The sequence below is a fragment of the Nonomuraea sp. NPDC049624 genome, assembly GCF_040675255.1.
Classification (GTDB): Bacteria; Actinomycetota; Actinomycetes; order Streptosporangiales; family Streptosporangiaceae; genus Nonomuraea.
Map to the genome: position 1 here is coordinate 135,281 of NZ_JBFAOR010000013.1, position 18,800 is coordinate 154,080.

Here is an 18,800-nt window from a genome sequence, read left to right on the forward strand (position 1 = left end):
TGGCTCGGAGCGTTCGCGGGGAGATCGGTGACGCCGACGCCTGCTTACCGCATAGGCTTAGCGCGATGAGGGAGAGAGGAGGCGACACGTGATCGAGCTCGAAGGGCTCCCCGAGCTCGTCGACCCGGTGCTCATTGCCGCGTTCGAGGGGTGGAACGACGCGGGCGAGGCTTCCAGCGGTGTGATCGCCCATCTCGAGTCGTCCTGGAAGGCCGAGCCGCTGATCGCGCTCGACCCCGACGACTACTACGACTTCCAGGTCACCCGTCCCGTGGTGGAGATGGGCGACGGGCTGACCCGGTCCATCGTGTGGCCGACGACGCGGCTGTTCCACGCCCGTCCGCCGGGCAGCGAGCGCGACGTCGTGCTGCTGCGCGGCATCGAGCCCAACATGCGCTGGCGCTCGTTCTGCGCCGACATCATCCAGGTCTGCCGCGAGCTGGGCGTCGAGCTGGCGGTCATGCTGGGCGCGCTGCTCAACGACTCCCCGCACACCCGTCCGGTGCCGATCCTGGGCGGGGCCACCGACGAGGCGCTGGCCCGTTCCACCAACCTGGAGCTCAGCCGCTACGAGGGCCCCACCGGCATCGTCGGCGTGCTCCAGCACGCCTTCGGCGAGGCCGGGCTCGACGCCATCTCGCTATGGGCCTCGGTGCCCCACTACGTCGCCCAGCCGCCCAACCCGAAGGCGACCCTCGCGCTGCTGCGCCGCATGGAGGACGTGCTGGAGATCCCGATGCCGCTCGGCGACCTCGACGAGGAGGCGCGCGCCTGGGAACGCGGCGTCGACGAGCTGGCCTCGCAGGACAGCGAGGTGGCCGAATACGTCAAGGAGCTGGAGGAGCGCAAGGACGCGGCCGAGCTGCCGGAGGCGAGCGGCGACGCGATCGCCGCCGAGTTCGAACGCTACCTGCGCCGCCGCGACCGCGACACCGACAGCTGATCCCGAGGCTCCCTTCCACCCGGCGGTCGACTCCCGGGCCCATCCCCGCTGCCACACCCGACGGCCAGGTGTCGGGGTCCATCCCACCTCAGGCCGTCACGCTCCGACAGGCCGGTTCCCGGAGCGGTCCCGTGGCACGGTTCCCCATCCGGTGGCCTCCTCCCTGAGCAGGTCGGGGGCTACGGCCGGGCGGTGGGGGCCGGGTGCGAGTGGCGGTGTGCGAGGGACTGGTCGTAGCGGTGCCAGATCAGGGTGGTCACGGCGGGGTCCGGGGCGAGCGGGGCGGTGACCAGGTCGGCGCCCGAGGCGGCCAGCCGGTCGTGGAAGAAGCCGGGGGCCAGCACGTACGAGGCCACCGCCACGCGGCCACGGGACGTCCTGCGCGCCTGGTCCACCGCGTCGGGCAGCGACGGCGTCCCCGAGGCGGCGAAGGCCGCCGTGACCGGCCGCGACAGGCGTACCGAGAGCCGCCGGGCCGCGGCCCGGACGTCGGCGAGCCCCGCGGGGTCGGACGAGCCCGCCGCGCCCAGGATCACCGTGTCGTCGGCGCGCAGCCCCGCCTGGGCCAGCGTCCGGACGAGCGCCGAGGTCAGCAGGTCGTGCGGCCCCAGCGGGCCGGCCACCAGCGCGTCCGGACGGTGGGCGGCGACCACCTCGGGCAGGTCGACGTGCACGTGGTAGCCCCCGGCCAGCAGCAACGGCACGACCACCACCGGCCCCGGCACGGCGGGCAGCACGTCGGCGAGCAGCGGCGGGCTGATCTCCAGAAAACTCGGCTCGACCCGGCGCCCGGGGCGCGCACTGCGGACCGAGCGGGCGAGTGCCGCCAAGGCCCGCTCCCCCGACGCACTCCGCGTACCGTGCGCGGCCAGCACTAGCGTTGGCAGCGTCCCGCCCTCCAGCCCGGACGCCCCTACCAGCGGGGAGCCACCCACCTGGACGGGCGCCCCCACCAGACGGGACGCCCCCACCTGAGCCGGCGCACTTACCAGACGGGACATGAGGTGAGTGGGCTCGTCGAGGGTCATGGGGTGGGCGGGCTGGTCGGGAGTTATGCGGTGGGTGGGCTGGTCGGAGGTCATGGGGTGGGGTCGTGGGGGCAGGCCAGGCGGTAGCCGCGTTTGACGACCGTCTCGACGATGCCGGCCGGCCCCAGGGCTCGGCGCAGCCGGGTGACGGCCATCTCCACCGCGTGCTCGGCCGAGTCGCGGGCCGGGCTGCCCGGCAGGACCGTACGCAGGTCGGCGCGGGAGACCACGTGCCCAGGCTTGTCGGCCAGGCGTTTGAGCACCGCCATAGGCGCGGGCGGCAGCGGGCGCAGGTCGCCGTCCACGACGACGGCGTGGCCGCGCACCTCCAGCCGGTGCCCGCCCGCGACCAGCCGGGTGACGCCGTGCTCGGGCAGGTGCCTGGCCAGGGCGCGGGCCAGGGCGCCGAGGCGGGAACGGTCGGGCTGCAGGACGCGTACGCCGCGCGAGGTCAGCGGCTCGGCCGTCACGGGACCGACGCAGGCGGCCACGACGGACCCGCCGAACGCGGCCAGCAGGGCGTCCTCCAGCCCGTCGGAGCGGGCCGCGCCGAGCATGGCGTGGACGGCGGGCGCGCTGGTGAAGGCCACCGCGTCCACCGCGCCGGAGACGGCCTGGCTGATCAGGCGGCGCAGAGGCGAGCCGTCGCGCCAGGGCAGCCACCGGTAGACCGGGATCTCGATCACCTCGGCCCCGGCCGCGCGCAGGGCCGCCACGAAGGCGGTGAGCGGCTCGCCGTGCTGCTGGACCGCGATGCGCCGGCCGCGCAGGTCCTGGGCGAGCAGGTACTCCTTGACCTCGTCGCAGGACTCGGTGACGGGCGTCCAGTGGTCGGTCAGCCCGGCGGCCCGTACGGCTCCCCTGGCCTTGGGGCCGCGGGTGAGCAGGCGGGCCCTGCCGAGGTGGTCGCCGAGGTCGGCGGACAGGCCCCAGCCCTCGGCGGCGGCCATCCAGCCGCGGAAGCCGACGCCGGTGGTGACGACCACGTCGTCCAGGGGGGCCTGGAGGGTGTGCCGGGTGGCGGCGAGCAGGTCGGCGTCCTCTGCCAGGGGAACCAGGCGGATGGCGGGGGCGCTGACGACGCGCGCGCCGCGCCGCGCCAGCAGCGCGGCGAACTCCTCCCGCCGCCGCGTGGCGGTCACCCCGATGGTGAACCCGGCCAGCGCGTCGGGCGCCGTCTCGGGAGACCCTTGGATGAAGACGGGGGCCGTCATGGGGGGTCCTTCGGGAGGGGCGGTCATGCCGGTGCCTCCGGGCGGGTGGGGCCCGGCCGGGCCCCGAGCGCTCGGCCGGGCGTCACAGGCGCGGGCGACGCAAGTGAGATCACCCTCCGATCCTGCTTTCGGCTGATTTCACCCTTGGGTCTCCGCTGTTACCGCTGTGCTACAAGGCACGGCCTTCAGGGTTGAGGGGATCCGGCGACGGGAACCGTTCCGCATGATGATCGCGGCGTTTCGGGGAGTTGCGGGTGACGGTCCCTATTCGTGTGTTCGACGATCCGGTGCTCCGCGTGGTGGCGGAGCCGGTGCACGACTTCGACCGGGAGCTGCGGCGCCTGGTGAAGTCGCTGACGCTCACCCTGCGGGCGGGGACGGGCCGGGCGGGCCTGTCGGCCCCGCAGATCGGCGAGCCGGTGCGGGTGCTCGTCTACTCCTACGACGGCCGTTCCGGTCATCTGGTCAACCCGCGGCTGGAGCTGTCGGAGCGGCGGATCACCGCCGACGAGGCGTGCCTGTCGGCGCCGGGCCTGTGGCGTCCGCTGGAACGCTCCTACATGGTCACGGCGCGCGGCCGCGACATGTTCGGCAAGCCGGTGACGCTACGGGCGCTGGGCGTGCTGGCGAGGGTGCTGCAACACGAGGCCGATCATCTCGACGGGGTGCTGTTCAGCGACCACCTCGAAGCTGAGGAGCGGGAACGCTTTCTTGCCGAGGCACTGCCGGCGCGCTGAGCTCACGCCGCTGTTCGGGGTCGGTGCCGCCCCACACGCCGTGCGCCTGACGGGTGTCCAGCGCGTACTGCAGGCAGGGCCGGCGCACGGGGCACCGGCCGCAGATGGTCTTGGCCTTCTCGACCTGCGAGCGGCCGGGGCCTTCGAGCGAGATCGGGAAGAACAGTTCGGGGTCCAGTTCCAGGCAGGCTGCCCTGCGTGACCAGTTGAGCATCATCATGCCCATCGCGCCTACCCATGCCTTCCGGCGTCATACCTGTCAGATCCCGGCTCGAATTCCGGCTCGAATTCCGGCTCGGACCGCAGCCCGGATCGCGGCTCGGATCGCGGCTCGGATCGCGGACAGGATCCCGGCTCAGATCTCGGCCAGCAGCCGGTCCCAGTCGCGCAGGAATCTGGGCAGGCCGTAGCGGGCCAGGGCGGCGGCCCGCGCGGCCTTGCCGGCCTGGGCGGCCCGCTCGGGGTCGGTGACGAAGGCGTGCAGGGCGTCGGCCAGCACGTCCACCCTGGTGGAGATCACCCCGGCCTCCGGCGGCACCGCCTCGACGGCCTCGGTCGTGGCCAGCGCCACGACGGGCAGGCCGAGGGTCATGGCCTCGATGAGGGCCAGGCCCAGCGACGTCCAGCGGTAGGGGTGCAGGTAGGCGCGTCTGCGGGCCAGGGCGGCGTGCATGACGTGCTGCGCGAGGTCCTCGTAGGTGCCGTACGGCAGGCCGTCCACCTTCATGCCGAACACGTCCAGCGGGACGCGCTCGGCGAAGCGCGGCAGCAGGTCGGTGCCGGCGACCCTGGTACGGCGTACCGGCTCGTTGACCACGACGCCGGCCCTGGCCAGCTCGCCGGTGTACAGGTGGCCGGGGTCGGGGACGCCGTGCTCGATCACGCGGGTGTGCGCCCGGCCGTTGTCCCAGAACAGCTCGTTGAAGTGGGTCACATGGACGATCGTGATGTCACTCTGGCCGGACAGCGGATGCCTCGTGCGGGGGACGTCGCCGGCCGGGGTGTTGTGCTCGACGTACACGCCGGGCACCGCGCGGCCGAGCCATTCGCGGGCCAGGTCGATCTCGTGCGGCCGCTGGTAGACGACCACGTCGATCGGCTCGTCGCGGAGCCGGTCGTAGGCCACCTCGCGGACGTTGTCCGGCCAGTCGTAGGTGGCGGCGCGCCCCCTGCCGTCGGGACCGCGGCCGGGGACGAGCGGCAGCACGTAGTCGTGGCCGCCGCTGACGAAGGCGCTGGTCCACGCCCCGTGGACGTGCCAGATGAGGATCCTCACCAGCGGCTCCAGCCCATGGCCCGGGCCCAGGGCGCGGACGAGGCCGCCGCCACGGGCACCTCGGGCGCGCTGAGCACCCGGTCGACGACGTCGGTGAGATCGTCGGCGACCTCGGCCGCCTGCTCGATCTCCTCCTCCAGCGTCTGCCCGGTCGGCACGAGGATGCCCCGGGCCCCGGCGGCCCTGGCCGCCTCCATGTCGCGGCCGATGTCGCCGACCACCACGCAGTCGCGCGGGCTGACGTCGAGGACGGCGGCCGCCCTGATCACCAGCCCCGGCGCCGGTTTGCGGCAGGTGCAGCCGTCGGCGTCGTCGTGCACGCAGATGGCCCAGGCGTCGAACGGCCCGAGCAGTTCCTCCACCCTGGCGTTCACCTGGTCCATCTCGTCCGGCGAGAGCAGGCCCTTGGCCACGCCGGACTGGTTGGTGACCACCGCGACGGGCACGTCGGCCCGGCGGAGCCTGCCGAGCGCCTCGACCGCTCCCGGCATGGGCTCGACGAGGCGCGGGTCGCCGTTGTACGGCACGTCTTTGATCAGGGTTCCGTCCCGGTCGAAGAGGACGGCCCCGGGACGTCGCTTTTCGAACACCTTTCACCTCCGTCGCCGGTCCGGCAGCTACCCGGGCCGTCACCCGGCAAACAACTACGGAGAGCGACCAACCCCAGGCGGTTACGCCCGTTTTCGCATCTCCTGAGGTAGCCCCAGGTTTGAGAGCCGCTTCTCTCGGTAGCGGTTCTCGACATCTGCGGGGGAGGAAACGATGAAGTTTCTCGGCATCAACGCGATCTTCCACGACCCGGCCGCGGCCCTGGTCGTCGACGGGAGGATCGTGGCCGCGGCGGAGGAGGAGCGCTTCAGCCGCCGCAAGCACGGCAAACGGCCGCTGGCGTTCTCCGCGTGGGAGCTGCCCGAGCAGGCCGCCGCCTGGTGCCTGCACGAGGCGGGCCTGTCCCCCGAGGACCTGGACGCCGTGGCCTACTCCTACGACCCGGCGCTGGTCGTCCAGCGGCCGGAGGGCGACTGGGAGGACCTGCGCACGAAGTACGCCGTCCGGGCGCCCGCCTTCCTGGCGACCGCGCTGCCGGGCCTGGACGCCGGGCAGGTCACGTACGTGCCGCACCACGTGGCGCACGCCGCCTCGGCCGGCCTGGCCTCCCCCTGGCGCGACTGCGCGGTGCTGGTGTGCGACGGGCGCGGCGAGAACGTCTCGCACCTGGCCGGCCGCTACCGCGACGGCGAGCTGGAGGTGCTGGCCGCCCAGGAGCTGCCGCACTCGCTCGGCCTGATGTACGAGGACGTCACCCAGCACCTGGGCTTCCTGCGCTCCAGCGACGAGTACAAGGTCATGGCCATGGCCTCCTACGGCCGGCCGCGCCACCTGGAGTCGCTGCGCGAGATCATCTACACCACCGGCGACGGCGGTTTCCGCGTCGAGCCGGTCGACTGGAACGTCTACGTCAAGGCCCTGGCCATGGGCGAGCCGTGGACCTCCGACCACGCCGACCTGGCCGCCAGCGTGCAGGCCCGGCTGGAGGAGGTGCTGCTGGAGCTGGCCCGCTGGCTGCACGAGCGCACCGGCGAACGGCGGCTCGCGCTGGCCGGCGGGGTGGCGCTGAACTGCGTGGCCAACACCCGGCTGCTGGACGAGGGTCCGTTCGAGGAGGTGTGGGCCCAGCCGGCCGCCGGCGACTCCGGCACGGCGCTGGGCGGCGCGCTGCACCTGGCGCAGACCTATGGCGAGCCGGCCGGTCCCATGCCGGGCGCGGCGCTCGGGCGCGGGTTCACCGACGAGGAGCTGGGCGCCTGGCTGGACGTGGCGCGGGTGCCGTACACGCGGCCGGCCGACCTGGGCGCGGCGGTGGCCGCCGAACTGGCCGCCGACCGGATCGTGGCCTGGTTCCAGGGCCGCTCCGAGTACGGGCCGCGGGCGCTCGGCCGCCGGTCGCTGCTGGCCCATCCGGGGCACGCGGGCAACACCGAGCGGCTCAACGACGTCAAGGGCCGGGAGCAGTTCCGGCCGATCGCGCCCATGGTCCTGGAGTCCAGGGCGCCGGAGATCTTCGGGCGGGGGCCGGTGCCCTCGCCGTACATGCTGTTCGTGCACGACGTGCGCGAGCCGTGGCGGGACCGCATCCCGGCGGTGGTGCACGTGGACGGCACCGCGCGCATCCAGACGATCTCGCCGGCCGACGACCCGCTGATGGCGCGGGTGCTGACCGAGTTCGAGGCGCGCACGGGGCTGCCGGTGGTGGTCAACACGAGCCTGAACACCGCGGGCCGGCCGATGGTCGACGACCCGCGGGACGCGCTGGAGTGCTTCGGCTCCTCGCCGGTTGACGTGCTGGCGCTGGGCCCGTACCTGGTGCGGCGCGGGGAGGTGTTCGCGTCGTGATCACCGTCGTGATCCCGACCATCGGCCGCGCCACGCTGCGGGAGACGCTGGCGGCGGTGGGCCGGACGCTGCCGGTGATCGTGGTGGACGACCGGCCGGCGGACGCCGCCGCGCTGGAGCTGCCCGATCACGTGCGGGTCGTGCGCTCGGGCGGCCGCGGCCCGGCCGCGGCGCGCAACGCCGGCTGGCGGGCCGCCGGGACGCCCTGGGTGGTGTTCCTCGACGACGACGTGATCCCGGCGCCCGGGTGGGCCGAGGCGGTCTGGAAGGACCTGGTGGACCTGCCCGACGACGTGGGCGGCAGCCAGGGCCGGATCGAGGTGCCGCGACCGGCCGGCCGGCGGCCCACCGACGCCGAGCGGCACACGCTGGGGCTCTCGGACGCGTTGTGGGTGACGGCCGACATGGCCTACCGGCGTTCGGTGCTGGAGCAGACCGGCGGGTTCGACGAACGTTTCCCCCGGGCCTACCGGGAGGACGCCGACATCGCGCTGCGGGTGACGCGGGCGGGCCACCGGCTGGTCGCGGGCGAGCGGGTGACCACGCACCCGGTGCGCCAGGACGGGTTCTGGGCGAGCGTGCGCTTCCAGCGCGGCAACGCCGACGACGCGCTGATGCGGCGCCTGCACGGGCCGGGCTGGCGTCAGGCCATCGGCGGCTCGGGCGGCCGGCTGCGCCGCCACGCCGCCACCTCGGCCGCCGCGCTCACCGCCGCCGCCCTCGGCCTGGCCGCCACCGTGGCCCGCCCGTCCGGGAGAGGGCGCGCGGGCGTACGGGCCGGGAGGCGGCCCCACGGCCGCTCCGTCAAGCGGCTCGACCGGTGGCGGGCGTTGCCGGTGCTGGCCGCGGTCGCCGGCGCCCTGTGGGCCGCGATGACCGCCGAGTTCGCCTGGCGGCGCATCGCCCCAGGGCCGCGTACCCCGCGCGAGGTGTGGCGCATGGCCGTCACCAGCGTGGTGATCCCGCCGGTCGCCTGTGTGCACCGGCTTCGGGGGGAATGGAGGTGGCGGCGATGAGACGTCGCGATCCGGCGCATCGGTGCGGCCGCGGCCGTACGAAGGCCACACAGTGCCACGGCAAGGCCGGACGGGCCGCCGCCCGCAAGCCCGCGGAACCCACCACAGCGGAGAGCACGGCGCAGACCACTGCGGCGGCCGGCACGCTGGAGGCGGCGGTGTGCCAGGCGGCCGGGGAGCACGGCGGCGGCCGGGGGCGCGTCCTGGTGGCGCGGCTCGACGACGCCGGAGACGTCCTGCTGGCCGGGCCCGCCACCCGGGCCGTGCGCACGCTCGCCGACGAGCTGGTCTTCCTGGCCGGTCCCAACGGCCGGGCCGCCGCCGAGCTGCTGCCCGGCGTGGACCGGGTGATCGAGTGGCGGGCGCCGTGGATCGACCACTCCCCCGCCGCCGTGTCCAACGCCCAGGTCGCCGACCTGATCGCCCGGGTCAAGGGCGTGGACGAGGCGCTGATCCTGACCTCCTTCCACCAGTCGGCGCTGCCGCTGGCCCTGCTGCTGCGGATGGCCGGCGTGCGGCGCGTCTGCGCGATCAGCAACGACTACCCCGGCTCGCTCCTGGACGTCCGGCACGTCGTGGACGAGACGATCGACGTGCCCGAGGCCGAGCGCATGCTGGCCGTCGCGCGGGCGGCCGGGTTCGATCTGCCACCCGGCGACGACGGCAAACTGGCTGTTCGGCGGCCCTTGCCGGATATCGGCCGGGAAAGCGGGCATCTCCTAGGCGTCGGCGGCGCTGCCGATGAACGCTCGTACGTCGTGGTGCATCCAGGGACGTCAGCCCCCGCCAGAACGTGGCCGGCCGACAGGCATCGGCAGGCCGTCAGGGAGCTGGTGGACGACGGGCACCGGGTCGTCGTGACCGGCAAGGAACGTGACCTCACCGCCTACGTGGCCTGCGACGCGGCAGTCGACCTCGGGGGCAGGACCACGCTCGCCGAGCTGGCCGCCGTGATCGAAGGCGCCAGTGTGCTGGTGGCCGGCAACACCGGTCCGGCGCACCTGGCCGCGGCGGTCGGCACGCCGGTCGTGAGCCTGTTCGCCCCTGTCGTCCCCGCCGCTCGATGGGCCCCGTACGGCGTACCCACGGTGCTGCTCGGCGACCAGCAGGCGCCCTGCTCGGGAAGCAGGGCGCGCACCTGTCCGGTGGCCGGGCACCCGTGCCTGTCCCTGGTGACAAGTGAGCAGGTGGTCAAGGCAGTGAGGGAGCTGACGCAGTGAAGGTCGATCTCATCTCCGAACACGCCGATCCGCTGGCGGCGATCGGTGGCGTGGACGCGGGCGGGCAGAACGTCTACGTCGCGCACCTGGCCGTCGCACTGGCCGAGCGCGGGCACACGGTCGTCGTCCACACCAGACGCTCGGCGCGGTCGCAGCCCGACGCGGTGACCATGGCGCCCGGCGTCACGGTCGAGTACGTCACGGCGGGCCCGGCCGCGGTCGTGCCGAAGGACGAGCTGCCGCCGTACATGCCGGAGTTCACCGAACGCCTGGCCGACCGCTGGGCGGCCGACCCGCCGGACGTGGCCCACGCGCACTTCTGGATGAGCGGCCAGGCGGCCCTGCGGGCCGCCAGGGGCGTGCCGGTGGTGCAGACCTTCCACGCGCTCGGGACCGTGAAGCGGCGCTGGCAGGGCGAGGCCGACACCAGCCCGGCGCACCGGATCGACACCGAGCGCGAGATCGGCATGCGCGCCGACGCGGTGCTGGCCACCTGCAGCGACGAGGTGAGCGAGCTGTGCGCGATGGGCGTGCCCGAGCGGCGCGTCACGGTGGTGCCCTGCGGGGTGGACCTGACGGCGTTCCGCCCGCAGGGGCCGGTCGCGCCGCGCGCGGGCGCCAAGGTGGTGCTCAGCATCGGCCGGATGGTGCCGCGCAAGGGCGTGGACACCTTGATCGCCGCGCTGCGCCAGCTCCCGGACGCCGACCTGGTGATCGCCGGCGGCGGCCCGGACGACGAGGAGGAGACCGCGCGGCTGCGCGACCTGGCCCTCGCCTACGGGCTCCAGGACCGGGTGCACCTGATCGGCAGCGTCCCGCGCACGCACGTGCCGGCGTTGATGCGCTCGGCCGACGTCGTGGTCACCGTGCCCTGGTACGAGCCGTTCGGGATGGTCCCGATCGAGGCGATGGCCTGCGGCGTGCCCGTCGTGGCCTCGGCGGTCGGCGGCCACCTGGACACGGTCGCGGGCTGCGGCGTGCTGGTCCCGCCGCGCCGCCCGCGGGCGCTGGCCAGGGCGCTGCGCGACGTGCTCGCCGACCCGGGCAGGCGCGCGGCGCTGGGCGCCGCGGGAGCGCGGCGGGCCAGCGAGCGGTACGGCTGGTCCCGCATCGCCGAGCAGACCGAGGCGGTGTACACGCAGGTCATCGACGGCAAGCTCTGCCGCCTGGCCGCTCTGGGGGGTTGATCATGGACAGACATCTGGAAAAGCTCTGGACCACGCTGGAGAAGGTCGACGACCACGCGGTCACCATCCGCGCCTGGGGCGGCAAGCTGGCCGGCGTGCTGTCGGCCGGCGGCCGGCTGCTGGCCTGCGGCAACGGCGGGTCGGCGGCCGAGGCCCAGCACCTGACGGCCGAGCTGGTGGGCCGCTTCAGGGACGACCGGCCCCCGTACGCGGCGATCCCGCTGCACGGCGACAGCTCCTCGATGACCGCGATCGCCAACGACTTCGGCCACGAGGAGGTCTACGCCCGCCAGGTGCGGGCGCACGGCCGTCCCGGTGACGTGCTGATGTGCCTGTCGACCAGCGGCGGCAGTCCGAACGTGCTGGCCGCGGCCAGGGCGGCGCAGGAGGTCGGCGTCGTCGCCTGGGCGCTGACCGGGCCCGCGCCGAACCCGCTGGCCGACCTGTGCGACGAGGCGGTGGCCGTGCCCGCGCAGGAGACGGCCACCGTCCAGGAGGTGCACCTCGCCATGATCCACCTGCTCTGCGACGCCATAGAGGAGGCCGTCTGATGGGCCCCCTCGTCGTCATCGGCGACACACTGCTCGACGTGGACGTCGAGGGCGACAGCGAGCGGCTGTGCCCGGACGCGCCGGTCCCGGTGGTCGACATCGCGGCCGAGCGCGCCCGTCCGGGCGGCGCCGGGCTGGCCGCGCTGCTGGCCGCGCGGGACGGCGCGGAGGTGGTGCTGATCACCGCGATCGGCGACGACACCGACGGTCACCGCCTGTGCGCGCTGCTGTCGGAGGAGGTCGAGCTGGTACGCCTGCCGCTGAACGGCGGGACCGTGCGCAAGACCAGGGTCAGGTCGAGGGGCCAGACCATGCTCCGGCTCGACAGCGGCGACGGCGTCGCCCGGTCCGACCCGCCCGGCGAGATCCCCGAGGAGATCACGGCCGTGCTGGCCCGCGCCGGCGCCGTGCTGGTCTCCGACTACGGCAGGGGCGTGGCCGGCCTGGCCCGGGAGTTGCTGCGCGGGGCCCGCGTACCGGTCGTGTGGGACCCGCACCCCCGAGGCGGGCCGCCCATGCCGGGCTGCACGCTGGTGACGCCGAGCGAGGCGGAGGCCCGGATGTTGTGCCCGGACGGTTACCGCGGCCCCGACCACGCGGCCCGCCGCCTGGTGCGGGAACTGCGCGCGGCAGCCGTGGCGGTCACCACCGGCGGCAACGGCGCCACGCTGGCCGTCCAGGGCGGCCCGCTGACGCGGGTGCCGCCGCCGGTGACGGCGGCCGGGCAGGACGCGTGCGGCGCGGGCGACCGGCTCGCCGGCGCCGCGGCGCTCGCGCTGCGGGACGGCGCGGACGTCGAGGAGGCGGTCACCATCGGCGTCGGCGAGGCCTCGCGCTTCGTCGAGCGCGGCGGGGCCGCCACCGTCAGGACCCAGGAACAGCGGCTCGGCGACCGGCCGCGCACCGCGCTGGAGGTGGCCAGGCTCACCCGCGCGCAGGGCGGCCGGCTGATCGCCACCGGCGGCTGTTTCGACCTGTTGCACGCGGGGCACGTGAGCCTCCTGCGGCGGGCCAGGGCGCTGGGCGACGCTCTCGTCGTCTGCGTCAACTCCGACGACTCGGTGCGCAGGCTGAAGGGGCCGTCCAGGCCCGTCGTCGACGCGCGTGACCGGGTCGAGGTGCTGCGGGCGCTGAGCTGCGTGGACGCGGTCCTGGTGTTCGAGGAGGACACCCCGGCCGAGTCCATCGAGCTGCTGCGGCCCGACGTGTGGGTGAAGGGCGGGGACTACGAGGGGGAAGTCCTGCCCGAGTCAGAGGTCCTGGAGCGGCTCGGCGCCGAGTTCGTCGCGCTCAGCACGCTGCCGGGACGTTCGACCAGCAATCTGATCAGGGAGATCCAGTGAATATTTTGATCACCGGGGGCGCCTCCGGTCTCGGCCTGGCCACCGCCGAAGCGGTCGAGAAGGAGGGCTGGCGGGCGCTCGTCGTGGACGTGCGCGAGCCGGACCAGCGCTTCGACCACGTCACGGCCGACCTGGCCGACCGCGGGCAGGCCGAACGGGCCGTGCACGAGCTCGCCGAGCGGGCCGGCGGCCTGGACGGCGTGGTGACCGCGGCCGGCATCGACGCCTGCGGACGCCTGGAGGACGTGCCCGCCGACGACTGGGAGCGGGTGATCCAGGTCAACCTGCTCGGCACGGCCGCCGTCGTCCGGGCGGCGCTGCCGTACCTGAAGCGCACCCGCGGCAAGGTGGTGACCTGCGCCTCGACGCTCGGGCTGCGCCCGCTGAGCGACGCCTCGGCGTACTCGGCCTCGAAGTTCGGCGTCGTCGGCTTCACCAGGGGGCTGGCGGTCGAGCTGCGCGGCGAGGTGGGGGTGACCCTGCTGATCCCGGGCGGCATGCGGACGAGCTTCTTCGACGGGCGTCCCGAGCAGTACAAGCCGGGCCCGGAGGCGGGGCTGAACGACCCGGCCCACGTCGCCCAGACCGTCGTGTTCGCGCTCCGGCAGCCGGCCGGGTGCGAGGTCAGAGAGCTGGTCGTCTGCCCCTCCACGGAGACGTCATGGCCCTAGAACTGCTGGCGTTGCGCGGGCTCGGCCTGGGCGACCTGCTCACGGCCGTCCCCGCGCTGCGGGCGCTGCGGCAGTCGTTTCCCGGGCACCGGATCACGCTGGCCGCGCCGAAGTCCCTGGAGGCCCTGCTGCCGCTGATCGGCGCGGTGGACGCCCAGGTGGACGTGTCCGGGCCGGGCCCGGTGCCGTTCCGGCGGCCCGACATCGCGGTCAACCTGCACGGCAAGGGGCCGCAGAGCATCGAGGCGCTGCGGGCCACCGACCCGGGGCGGCTGATCAGCTTCGGCGTCGGCCCGGCGTGGCAGGACGGCGTGCACGAGGTGCGGCGCTGGTGCGGCCTGCTGGAGTGGCACGGCATCCCCGCCGACCCGGAGGACCTGACGCTCGGCATCTCCGACCGGACGGGCCCGGTGATCGTGCATCCGGGGGCCGCCTACCCGGCGCGGCGCTGGCCGCCCGAGCGGTTCGCCGAGGTCGCGGCGGCGCTGGACGACGTGGTCGTCACCGGCAACGCCGAAGAGGTGCCGATCGCCAGCAAGGTCGCCGAGCTGGCCGGGCTGCCGCCGGAGCGCATGCTGGCCGGCCGTACCCGGCTGGCCGACCTGATCGACCTGGTCAGCCGGGCCCGGCTGGTGGTCTGCGGCGACACCGGGGTCGCGCACCTGGCGACGGCGTTCTGCGTGCCGTCGGTGGTGCTGTTCGGCCCGGTGCCGCCGTCGGAGTGGGGGCCGCCGCCCGGCTGGCGGCACGTGGCCCTGTGGGCCGGTCGCAAGGGCGACCCGCACGGCCTGCGCCCCGATCCCGGCCTGCTCAGGATCGAGGTGTCGGAAGTGGTCGACGCAGCTCTGGAGGTCACGTCATGAGGGCTCTGGTCACCGGCGGAGCCGGCTTCCTCGGTTCCTACCTGTGCGAACGCCTGCTGGAGGAGGGCGCCGAGGTCATCTGCATGGACAGTTTCCTGACCGGCGGCCCGCGCAACGTCGAGCACCTGCTGGACAACCCGGCCTTCCGGCTCATCGAGAGCGACCTGACCGGGTACGTGCACGTCCCGGGCCGGGTGGACCTGGTGCTGCACTTCGCCTCGGCCGCCTCGCCGGCCGACTACCTGCGCTACCCGATCGAGACGTTGCGGGTGGGCAGCGTGGGCACCCTGCACGCGCTCGGGCTGGCCAGGGAGAAGGGCGCCCGGTTCGTCTTGGCGTCCACCAGCGAGGTGTACGGCGACCCGCTGGAGCACCCGCAGAAGGAGACGTACTGGGGGAACGTCAACCCGGTCGGCCCGCGCAGCGTGTACGACGAGGCCAAACGCTTCGCCGAGTCGCTGACCACCGCCTACCGGCACTCGCGCGGCACCGACACCGGGATAGTGCGCATCTTCAACACCTACGGCCCGCGCATGCGCCCGTTCGACGGCCGGGCGATCCCGACCTTCATCCGCCAGTCGCTGAAGGGCGAGCCGCTGACCATCACCGGCGACGGCTCCCAGACCAGGTCGATCTGCTACGTGGACGACACCGTCTCGGGCATCCTGGCCATGGCCCGCAGCGACTTCACCGGCCCGGTCAACATCGGCAACCCGGACGAGCTGACCATGCTGGAGCTGGCCGGCCTCATCCGCGACCTGACCGGTTCGGCCTCGGAGATCGAGTTCATCGACCGCCCCGCCGACGATCCGAAGGTGCGCCGGCCCGACACCACCCTGGCCGCCGAGCGGCTGGGCTGGCGGGCGGAGGTGCCCGCCAAGGAGGGGCTGCGGCGCACGATCGAGTGGTTCACCGCGGAGCTCGCCGCGAACGACAGGTTCGAGGAGCTGCGTGTGTGACGGAGAACGCCGAGGGATCGGCGACTCCACGGGAAGTCGTGGGCCGGGCGCGAAAGCCCCGGCCCACGACCGTGCCCGGCCGGTGCGCGCGGCCCGGCGTGAGCGGGCGGCGGTCGTACGGAAGGAGGTCGTACGGAAGGAGGTCGTACGGAAGGAGGTCGTGCGGAAGGCGGTTCGTCAGAGGGCGATGCCGAGCAGGGCGTCGGTCAGGTCCTTGACCAGGCCGGGCTGCTGCGGCCCGCCCTCGGCCAGCGCCCGCTCGGCCCAGGCGTCGATCGCGGCCAGCGCGCCCGGCGAGTCGAGGTCGTCGGCCATCCGCTCGCGGACCGTGGCCAGCAGTTCCTCCGCGCGCGGCGCGCCCTGCAGGGCGACGGCCGAGCGCCACAGCGCGAGCCGGCGCTCGGCGGCGGCGAGCTGGCCGGGCGTGTACTCCCAGTCCTCCCGGTAGTGGTGGGCCAGCAGGACGAGCCGCACGGCCATCGGGTCGTGCTGCTGCCGCAGCCGGCTGACGAACACCAGGTTGCCCCTGGACTTCGACATCTTCTCGCCGTCGAGCGCCACCATGCCCGCGTGCGTGTAGAACTTGGCGAACGGCCACTCCCCCGTGGCCGCGTGCCCCTCGGAGGCGCCGCACTCGTGGTGCGGGAAGATCAGGTCGGAGCCGCCGCCCGCCACGTCGTAGCCGGGGCCCAGGTTGCGCAGCGCGATCGCGGTGCACTCGATGTGCCAGCCGGGACGCCCCCGGCCCAGGCTGCTCTCCCAGGCCGGCTCGCCGGGCCGCTCGGCCCGCCACAGCAGCCAGTCGAGCGGGTGCCGCTTGCCCGGCCGGTCGGGGTCGCCGCCGCGCTCGGCGGACAGGGCCAGCATCTCGGCCTCGTCGTAGCCGGACACCTGGCCGAACTTGGGGGCGTCGGCCACCTTGAAGTAGACGTCGCCGTCGAGGTCGTAGGTGCAGCCCTTGGCGGCCAGCTCGGTGATCAGGTCGGCGACGTGGCCCACGACCTCGGTGACGCCGACGTACTCGCGCGGCGGCAGGATGCGCAGGGCCTCCATGTCGGTGCGGAACAGCTCGATCTCGCGCTCGGCCAGTTCCTGCCAGTCGATGCCGGTCTGGGCGGCCCGCTCCAGCAGCGGGTCGTCCACGTCGGTGGCGTTCTGGGTGTAGTGGACCTCGTGCCCGGCGTCCCGCCACATCCGGCCCACCAGGTCGAAGGCGTGGTAGGTGTTGGCGTGGCCGAGGTGGGTGGCGTCGTAGGGGGTGATGCCGCAGACGTACATCCGGGCGGTGGGGCCGGGATCGGTCTGCCGCACCTGCCTCGTCGTCGTGTCGTAGAGACGCAGCGGAATGCTCTCACCTGGGAGCTTGGGGATGTTCTGGGCAGACCACGATCTCATGCCTTTGAGCCTATCCGTGCCGTAAGGTCCGTGAACTCGTAGGCGGTGTCGTCCTGGCCCAGGGTGACCCGCATCACCGACAGCGAGGCGTAGACGCGGCCGTCGGGCAGCGTGTTGCGCACCAGGAGGGCGTCCGGCCGGTCGGAGTGCGCGCCGGTGATCAGCTCGGCCCAGTCGGGCGCGCTCGCGAAGCGCGGCAGGTGGGCCCGTACGCGGCCGGCGTCCGGGTCGAGGCCGGTGTTGACGACCATGCTGGTGCCCTCGGGCAGGGCGGAGGCGGTGAGGCGGTCGCCGTCCCAGCTGAACAGCCGCACCTGGGACAGGTCGGCGAGCACGAGGTGGAAGGGGTCGTAGCGGGTCAGGTCGACGTCCGGGACGCCGCCCGTGGAGACCGCGAGCAGGGCCAGGTCGCCGCGGGAGACCCGGGTGGTCTCGGGGGCCTGCCTGCCGTGGCCGTTGAGGAGGGCGGCGGCGCGGCAGGCGGACGGGGAGACGGCCATCCAGGTGCCGCCGCCCTTGAGGTCACGGCCGCCGATCACCCCGGGATGCTCGGGCCAGTGCTCCCCGGGCGCCTCCCAGGGGCGGTCGGTGAGCTCGTCCCGCACGCCCATGAGGGTCAGCGGCTCCCCGGTTCTCACGATCAGCGTGCACATGCGGCAAAGGGTATAAAACCCGCGCCAGTTCTCAGATGGGGGGCCAGGGAACGGCCGGCCACCCTTCCGACGGGTACGGATGCACGCCGGTGTCCAGCAGCCGCCTGACCCGCCGCCAGGTGGCCTCCACCTCGGCCAGCGTGAGCAGCTCGCGCAGCCGCCGCCCCAGCGAGCCCGACTCCAGATCGCGCTCCAGCTTGGCCAGCACCGCCACCGCCTCCCGCGCCAGCGGCTTGCCCCGCCACTGCCACAGCACGGTACGCAGTTTGTCCTCGACCGAGAAGCAGACGCCGTGGTCGACGCCGTAGACGTGCCCGGTGGGCAGCGGCAGCAGGTGACCGCCCTTGCGGTCGGCGTTGTTGACCACCGCGTCGAACACCGCCATCCGGCGCACCACCGGGTTGCGGCTCTTGACCAGCCGCATCAGGTCGATCTCGCGCTCGGTGTCGATCCACAGCTGGCACATGCCGGGCCCGAACGGGCCCTCGCGGTAGACGGTCGGCGGCACGATGCGCCAGCCGGTCGCCTGGGAGACCTCGTAGGCGGCCACCTCGCGGGCGGCGAGGGTGCCGTCGGGGAAGTCCCACAGGGGGCGCTCGCCGCGCACGGGCTTGTAGACGCAGGCGGCGCTGCGGCCGCCCAGCTTGATCGAGCAGTAGAGGGTCATGTTGGTGGCCTCGACCAGGCGGCCGGCCACCTCCAGGCGCCCGTCGCGCAGCAGCGTGAGCGCCTCCTCCTCCTGCATGATCGGCCCCTGTGGTGGCTTGACGGCCGGTTCGCTCTCAGGAGCGGTCATGAAGCCGCCTCACCCCCGCGGTAGCCGTTGAGTCGGACGCAGACATGGCCTTCGGCGTCGAGCGGCTGCCCGCACAGGGGACAGGGAGGCCGGCCCGCCGCCACGATCTGGAGCGCCCTGCGGGTGAAGGCCCGTGCGGCGCCGGCGCTGATCCGCACCCGCAGCACGGCGGGGTCGGGGCCGTCGAGGTCCTCCTCGTCGATGACCTCCTGGGCCTCGATCACCACCTGGGACTTGTCGTCGTCCCAGGCCAGCGCCATGGTGCCGACTCGGAAGTCCTCCGCGACCGGCACGTCGAGGGGGCCGTCGTCGGCCAGGTCGGCCGGAGCCAGCGCGGGCACGTGCGCGGTGCCCCCGCTCAGCCGCAGAACCTCGTCGAGCAGCTCGTCGAGCCTGCCCGCGAGCGCAGCCACCTGCAGCTTCTCCAGCGCCACGGTGGTCAGTCTGCCCTCGGCCCTGGCCTGCAGAAAAAAGACCCGCGCGCCCGGCTGCCCCAGGGCGCCGGCGACGAACCTCTCCGGTGGGTCGTAGTCGAAGACCGGCATAGCCTGACC

The 18,800-nt window shown here is 74.1% G+C and carries 20 protein-coding genes; 11 read left to right on the forward strand and 9 right to left on the reverse strand.

The genetic code is table 11. The annotated features are described in order from the left end of the window. The first annotated feature begins 88 nt into the window (after positions 1-88). A complete protein-coding gene (locus AB0J76_RS41395) occupies positions 89-943 on the forward strand; it encodes a PAC2 family protein (protein ID WP_352325653.1) in 855 nt (284 codons plus the stop codon). 179 nt (positions 944-1,122) lie between these two features. Here AB0J76_RS41395 and AB0J76_RS41400 read toward each other — a convergent pair whose 3' ends face one another. Both AB0J76_RS41400 and AB0J76_RS41405 read right to left on the reverse strand, forming a co-directional pair. Next, positions 1,123-1,878 (reverse strand): CbiX/SirB N-terminal domain-containing protein, encoded by a 756-nt coding sequence (locus AB0J76_RS41400; RefSeq protein WP_352325669.1) that lies wholly within the window; start codon positions 1,876-1,878, stop codon positions 1,123-1,125. Between the two features lie 143 nt (positions 1,879-2,021). Then, positions 2,022-3,185 (reverse strand): uroporphyrinogen-III synthase, encoded by a 1,164-nt coding sequence (locus tag AB0J76_RS41405; protein WP_352325654.1) that lies wholly within the window; start codon positions 3,183-3,185, stop codon positions 2,022-2,024. Between the two features lie 254 nt (positions 3,186-3,439). On the opposite strand from AB0J76_RS41405, the gene AB0J76_RS41410 reads away from it, so the two are divergent. Beyond that, positions 3,440-3,922, forward strand: coding sequence for a peptide deformylase (locus AB0J76_RS41410; protein WP_364392895.1), 483 nt, complete (start codon positions 3,440-3,442; stop codon positions 3,920-3,922). Here the strand turns inward: AB0J76_RS41410 and AB0J76_RS41415 are convergent. From AB0J76_RS41415 to AB0J76_RS41425, 3 genes are all read right to left on the reverse strand, one after another. Beyond that, a complete protein-coding gene (locus AB0J76_RS41415) occupies positions 3,858-4,142 on the reverse strand; it encodes a WhiB family transcriptional regulator (protein ID WP_352325670.1) in 285 nt (94 codons plus the stop codon). The genes AB0J76_RS41410 and AB0J76_RS41415 overlap by 65 nt on opposite strands. Positions 4,143-4,277: 135 nt before the next feature. After that, on the reverse strand, positions 4,278-5,198 hold the full coding sequence (locus AB0J76_RS41420; RefSeq protein ID WP_352325656.1) for a glycosyltransferase: 921 nt from the start codon (positions 5,196-5,198) through the stop codon (positions 4,278-4,280). Then, positions 5,195-5,788, reverse strand: a complete 594-nt coding sequence (locus tag AB0J76_RS41425) for an HAD-IIIA family hydrolase (RefSeq protein WP_352325657.1) — start codon at positions 5,786-5,788, stop codon at positions 5,195-5,197. The genes AB0J76_RS41420 and AB0J76_RS41425 overlap by 4 nt, the downstream gene beginning before the upstream one ends. A gap of 172 nt (positions 5,789-5,960) precedes the next feature. Here AB0J76_RS41425 and AB0J76_RS41430 point away from each other — a divergent pair, with 172 nt between their 5' ends. From AB0J76_RS41430 to AB0J76_RS41470, 9 genes are read left to right on the forward strand one after another with little or no spacing between them, the layout of a single operon-like run. Then, entirely contained in the window at positions 5,961-7,592 is a 1,632-nt protein-coding gene (locus AB0J76_RS41430; RefSeq protein ID WP_352325658.1) for a carbamoyltransferase C-terminal domain-containing protein, read from the forward strand. Further along, a complete protein-coding gene (locus AB0J76_RS41435) occupies positions 7,589-8,608 on the forward strand; it encodes a glycosyltransferase (protein WP_352325659.1) in 1,020 nt (339 codons plus the stop codon). The genes AB0J76_RS41430 and AB0J76_RS41435 overlap by 4 nt, the downstream gene beginning before the upstream one ends. Then, a complete protein-coding gene (locus tag AB0J76_RS41440; RefSeq protein WP_352325660.1) occupies positions 8,605-9,828 on the forward strand; it encodes a glycosyltransferase family 9 protein in 1,224 nt (407 codons plus the stop codon). The genes AB0J76_RS41435 and AB0J76_RS41440 overlap by 4 nt, the downstream gene beginning before the upstream one ends. Next, positions 9,825-11,015: a glycosyltransferase gene (locus tag AB0J76_RS41445; protein ID WP_352325662.1), complete on the forward strand. Its 1,191-nt coding sequence runs from the start codon at positions 9,825-9,827 to the stop codon at positions 11,013-11,015. Before AB0J76_RS41440 ends, AB0J76_RS41445 begins: the two co-directional genes overlap by 4 nt. A gap of 2 nt (positions 11,016-11,017) precedes the next feature. Beyond that, complete coding sequence (locus AB0J76_RS41450; protein WP_352325663.1) at positions 11,018-11,566, forward strand: SIS domain-containing protein; 549 nt, start codon at positions 11,018-11,020, stop codon at positions 11,564-11,566. Beyond that, on the forward strand, positions 11,566-12,909 hold the full coding sequence (locus AB0J76_RS41455) for a PfkB family carbohydrate kinase (RefSeq protein WP_352325664.1): 1,344 nt from the start codon (positions 11,566-11,568) through the stop codon (positions 12,907-12,909). Before AB0J76_RS41450 ends, AB0J76_RS41455 begins: the two co-directional genes overlap by 1 nt. Next, positions 12,906-13,580, forward strand: a complete 675-nt coding sequence (locus tag AB0J76_RS41460) for an SDR family oxidoreductase (protein ID WP_352325665.1) — start codon at positions 12,906-12,908, stop codon at positions 13,578-13,580. The genes AB0J76_RS41455 and AB0J76_RS41460 overlap by 4 nt, the downstream gene beginning before the upstream one ends. After that, positions 13,571-14,443, forward strand: coding sequence for a glycosyltransferase family 9 protein (locus AB0J76_RS41465; protein ID WP_352325666.1), 873 nt, complete (start codon positions 13,571-13,573; stop codon positions 14,441-14,443). The genes AB0J76_RS41460 and AB0J76_RS41465 overlap by 10 nt, the downstream gene beginning before the upstream one ends. Continuing rightward, positions 14,440-15,402, forward strand: a complete 963-nt coding sequence (locus AB0J76_RS41470) for a UDP-glucuronic acid decarboxylase family protein (RefSeq protein ID WP_364392904.1) — start codon at positions 14,440-14,442, stop codon at positions 15,400-15,402. The genes AB0J76_RS41465 and AB0J76_RS41470 overlap by 4 nt, the downstream gene beginning before the upstream one ends. Positions 15,403-15,579: 177 nt before the next feature. Here the strand turns inward: AB0J76_RS41470 and mshC are convergent, their stop codons facing one another. Genes mshC through AB0J76_RS41490 form a run of 4 tightly spaced genes read right to left on the reverse strand, consistent with a single transcriptional unit; the run spans position 15,580 to position 18,791 of the window. Continuing rightward, positions 15,580-16,797, reverse strand: a complete 1,218-nt coding sequence (gene mshC, locus AB0J76_RS41475) for a cysteine--1-D-myo-inosityl 2-amino-2-deoxy-alpha-D-glucopyranoside ligase (RefSeq protein ID WP_364392907.1) — start codon at positions 16,795-16,797, stop codon at positions 15,580-15,582. Further along, positions 16,794-17,450, reverse strand: a complete 657-nt coding sequence (locus tag AB0J76_RS41480) for an NRDE family protein (protein WP_352327875.1) — start codon at positions 17,448-17,450, stop codon at positions 16,794-16,796. The genes mshC and AB0J76_RS41480 overlap by 4 nt, the downstream gene beginning before the upstream one ends. 31 nt (positions 17,451-17,481) lie before the next feature. Beyond that, the gene (locus tag AB0J76_RS41485) at positions 17,482-18,246 is read right to left on the reverse strand and encodes an SCO1664 family protein (protein ID WP_352327876.1); all 765 of its coding nucleotides are present in this window, start codon (positions 18,244-18,246) and stop codon (positions 17,482-17,484) included. Continuing rightward, positions 18,243-18,791: a DUF3090 domain-containing protein gene (locus AB0J76_RS41490; protein WP_352327877.1), complete on the reverse strand. Its 549-nt coding sequence runs from the start codon at positions 18,789-18,791 to the stop codon at positions 18,243-18,245. Before AB0J76_RS41490 ends, AB0J76_RS41485 begins: the two co-directional genes overlap by 4 nt. Between the last annotated feature and the right edge of the window lie 9 nt (positions 18,792-18,800).

Excerpts from the sequence above, each read along its gene's own strand:
- AB0J76_RS41405 (WP_352325654.1), bottom strand. The coding sequence starts at position 3,185 with ATGACGGCCCCCGTCTTCATCCAAGGGTCTCCCGAGACGGCGCCCGAC.
- AB0J76_RS41415 (WP_352325670.1), bottom strand. The coding sequence starts at position 4,142 with ATGATGATGCTCAACTGGTCACGCAGGGCAGCCTGCCTGGAACTGGAC.
- AB0J76_RS41455 (WP_352325664.1), top strand. The coding sequence starts at position 11,566 with ATGGGCCCCCTCGTCGTCATCGGCGACACACTGCTCGACGTGGACGTC.
- AB0J76_RS41465 (WP_352325666.1), top strand. The coding sequence starts at position 13,571 with ATGGCCCTAGAACTGCTGGCGTTGCGCGGGCTCGGCCTGGGCGACCTG.
- AB0J76_RS41485 (WP_352327876.1), bottom strand. The coding sequence starts at position 18,246 with ATGACCGCTCCTGAGAGCGAACCGGCCGTCAAGCCACCACAGGGGCCG.
- mshC (WP_364392907.1), bottom strand. The coding sequence starts at position 16,797 with ATGAGATCGTGGTCTGCCCAGAACATCCCCAAGCTCCCAGGTGAGAGC.
- AB0J76_RS41440 (WP_352325660.1), top strand. The coding sequence starts at position 8,605 with ATGAGACGTCGCGATCCGGCGCATCGGTGCGGCCGCGGCCGTACGAAG.
- AB0J76_RS41450 (WP_352325663.1), top strand. The coding sequence starts at position 11,018 with ATGGACAGACATCTGGAAAAGCTCTGGACCACGCTGGAGAAGGTCGAC.
- AB0J76_RS41480 (WP_352327875.1), bottom strand. The coding sequence starts at position 17,450 with ATGTGCACGCTGATCGTGAGAACCGGGGAGCCGCTGACCCTCATGGGC.
- AB0J76_RS41470 (WP_364392904.1), top strand. The coding sequence starts at position 14,440 with ATGAGGGCTCTGGTCACCGGCGGAGCCGGCTTCCTCGGTTCCTACCTG.
- AB0J76_RS41490 (WP_352327877.1), bottom strand. The coding sequence starts at position 18,791 with ATGCCGGTCTTCGACTACGACCCACCGGAGAGGTTCGTCGCCGGCGCC.
- AB0J76_RS41430 (WP_352325658.1), top strand. The coding sequence starts at position 5,961 with ATGAAGTTTCTCGGCATCAACGCGATCTTCCACGACCCGGCCGCGGCC.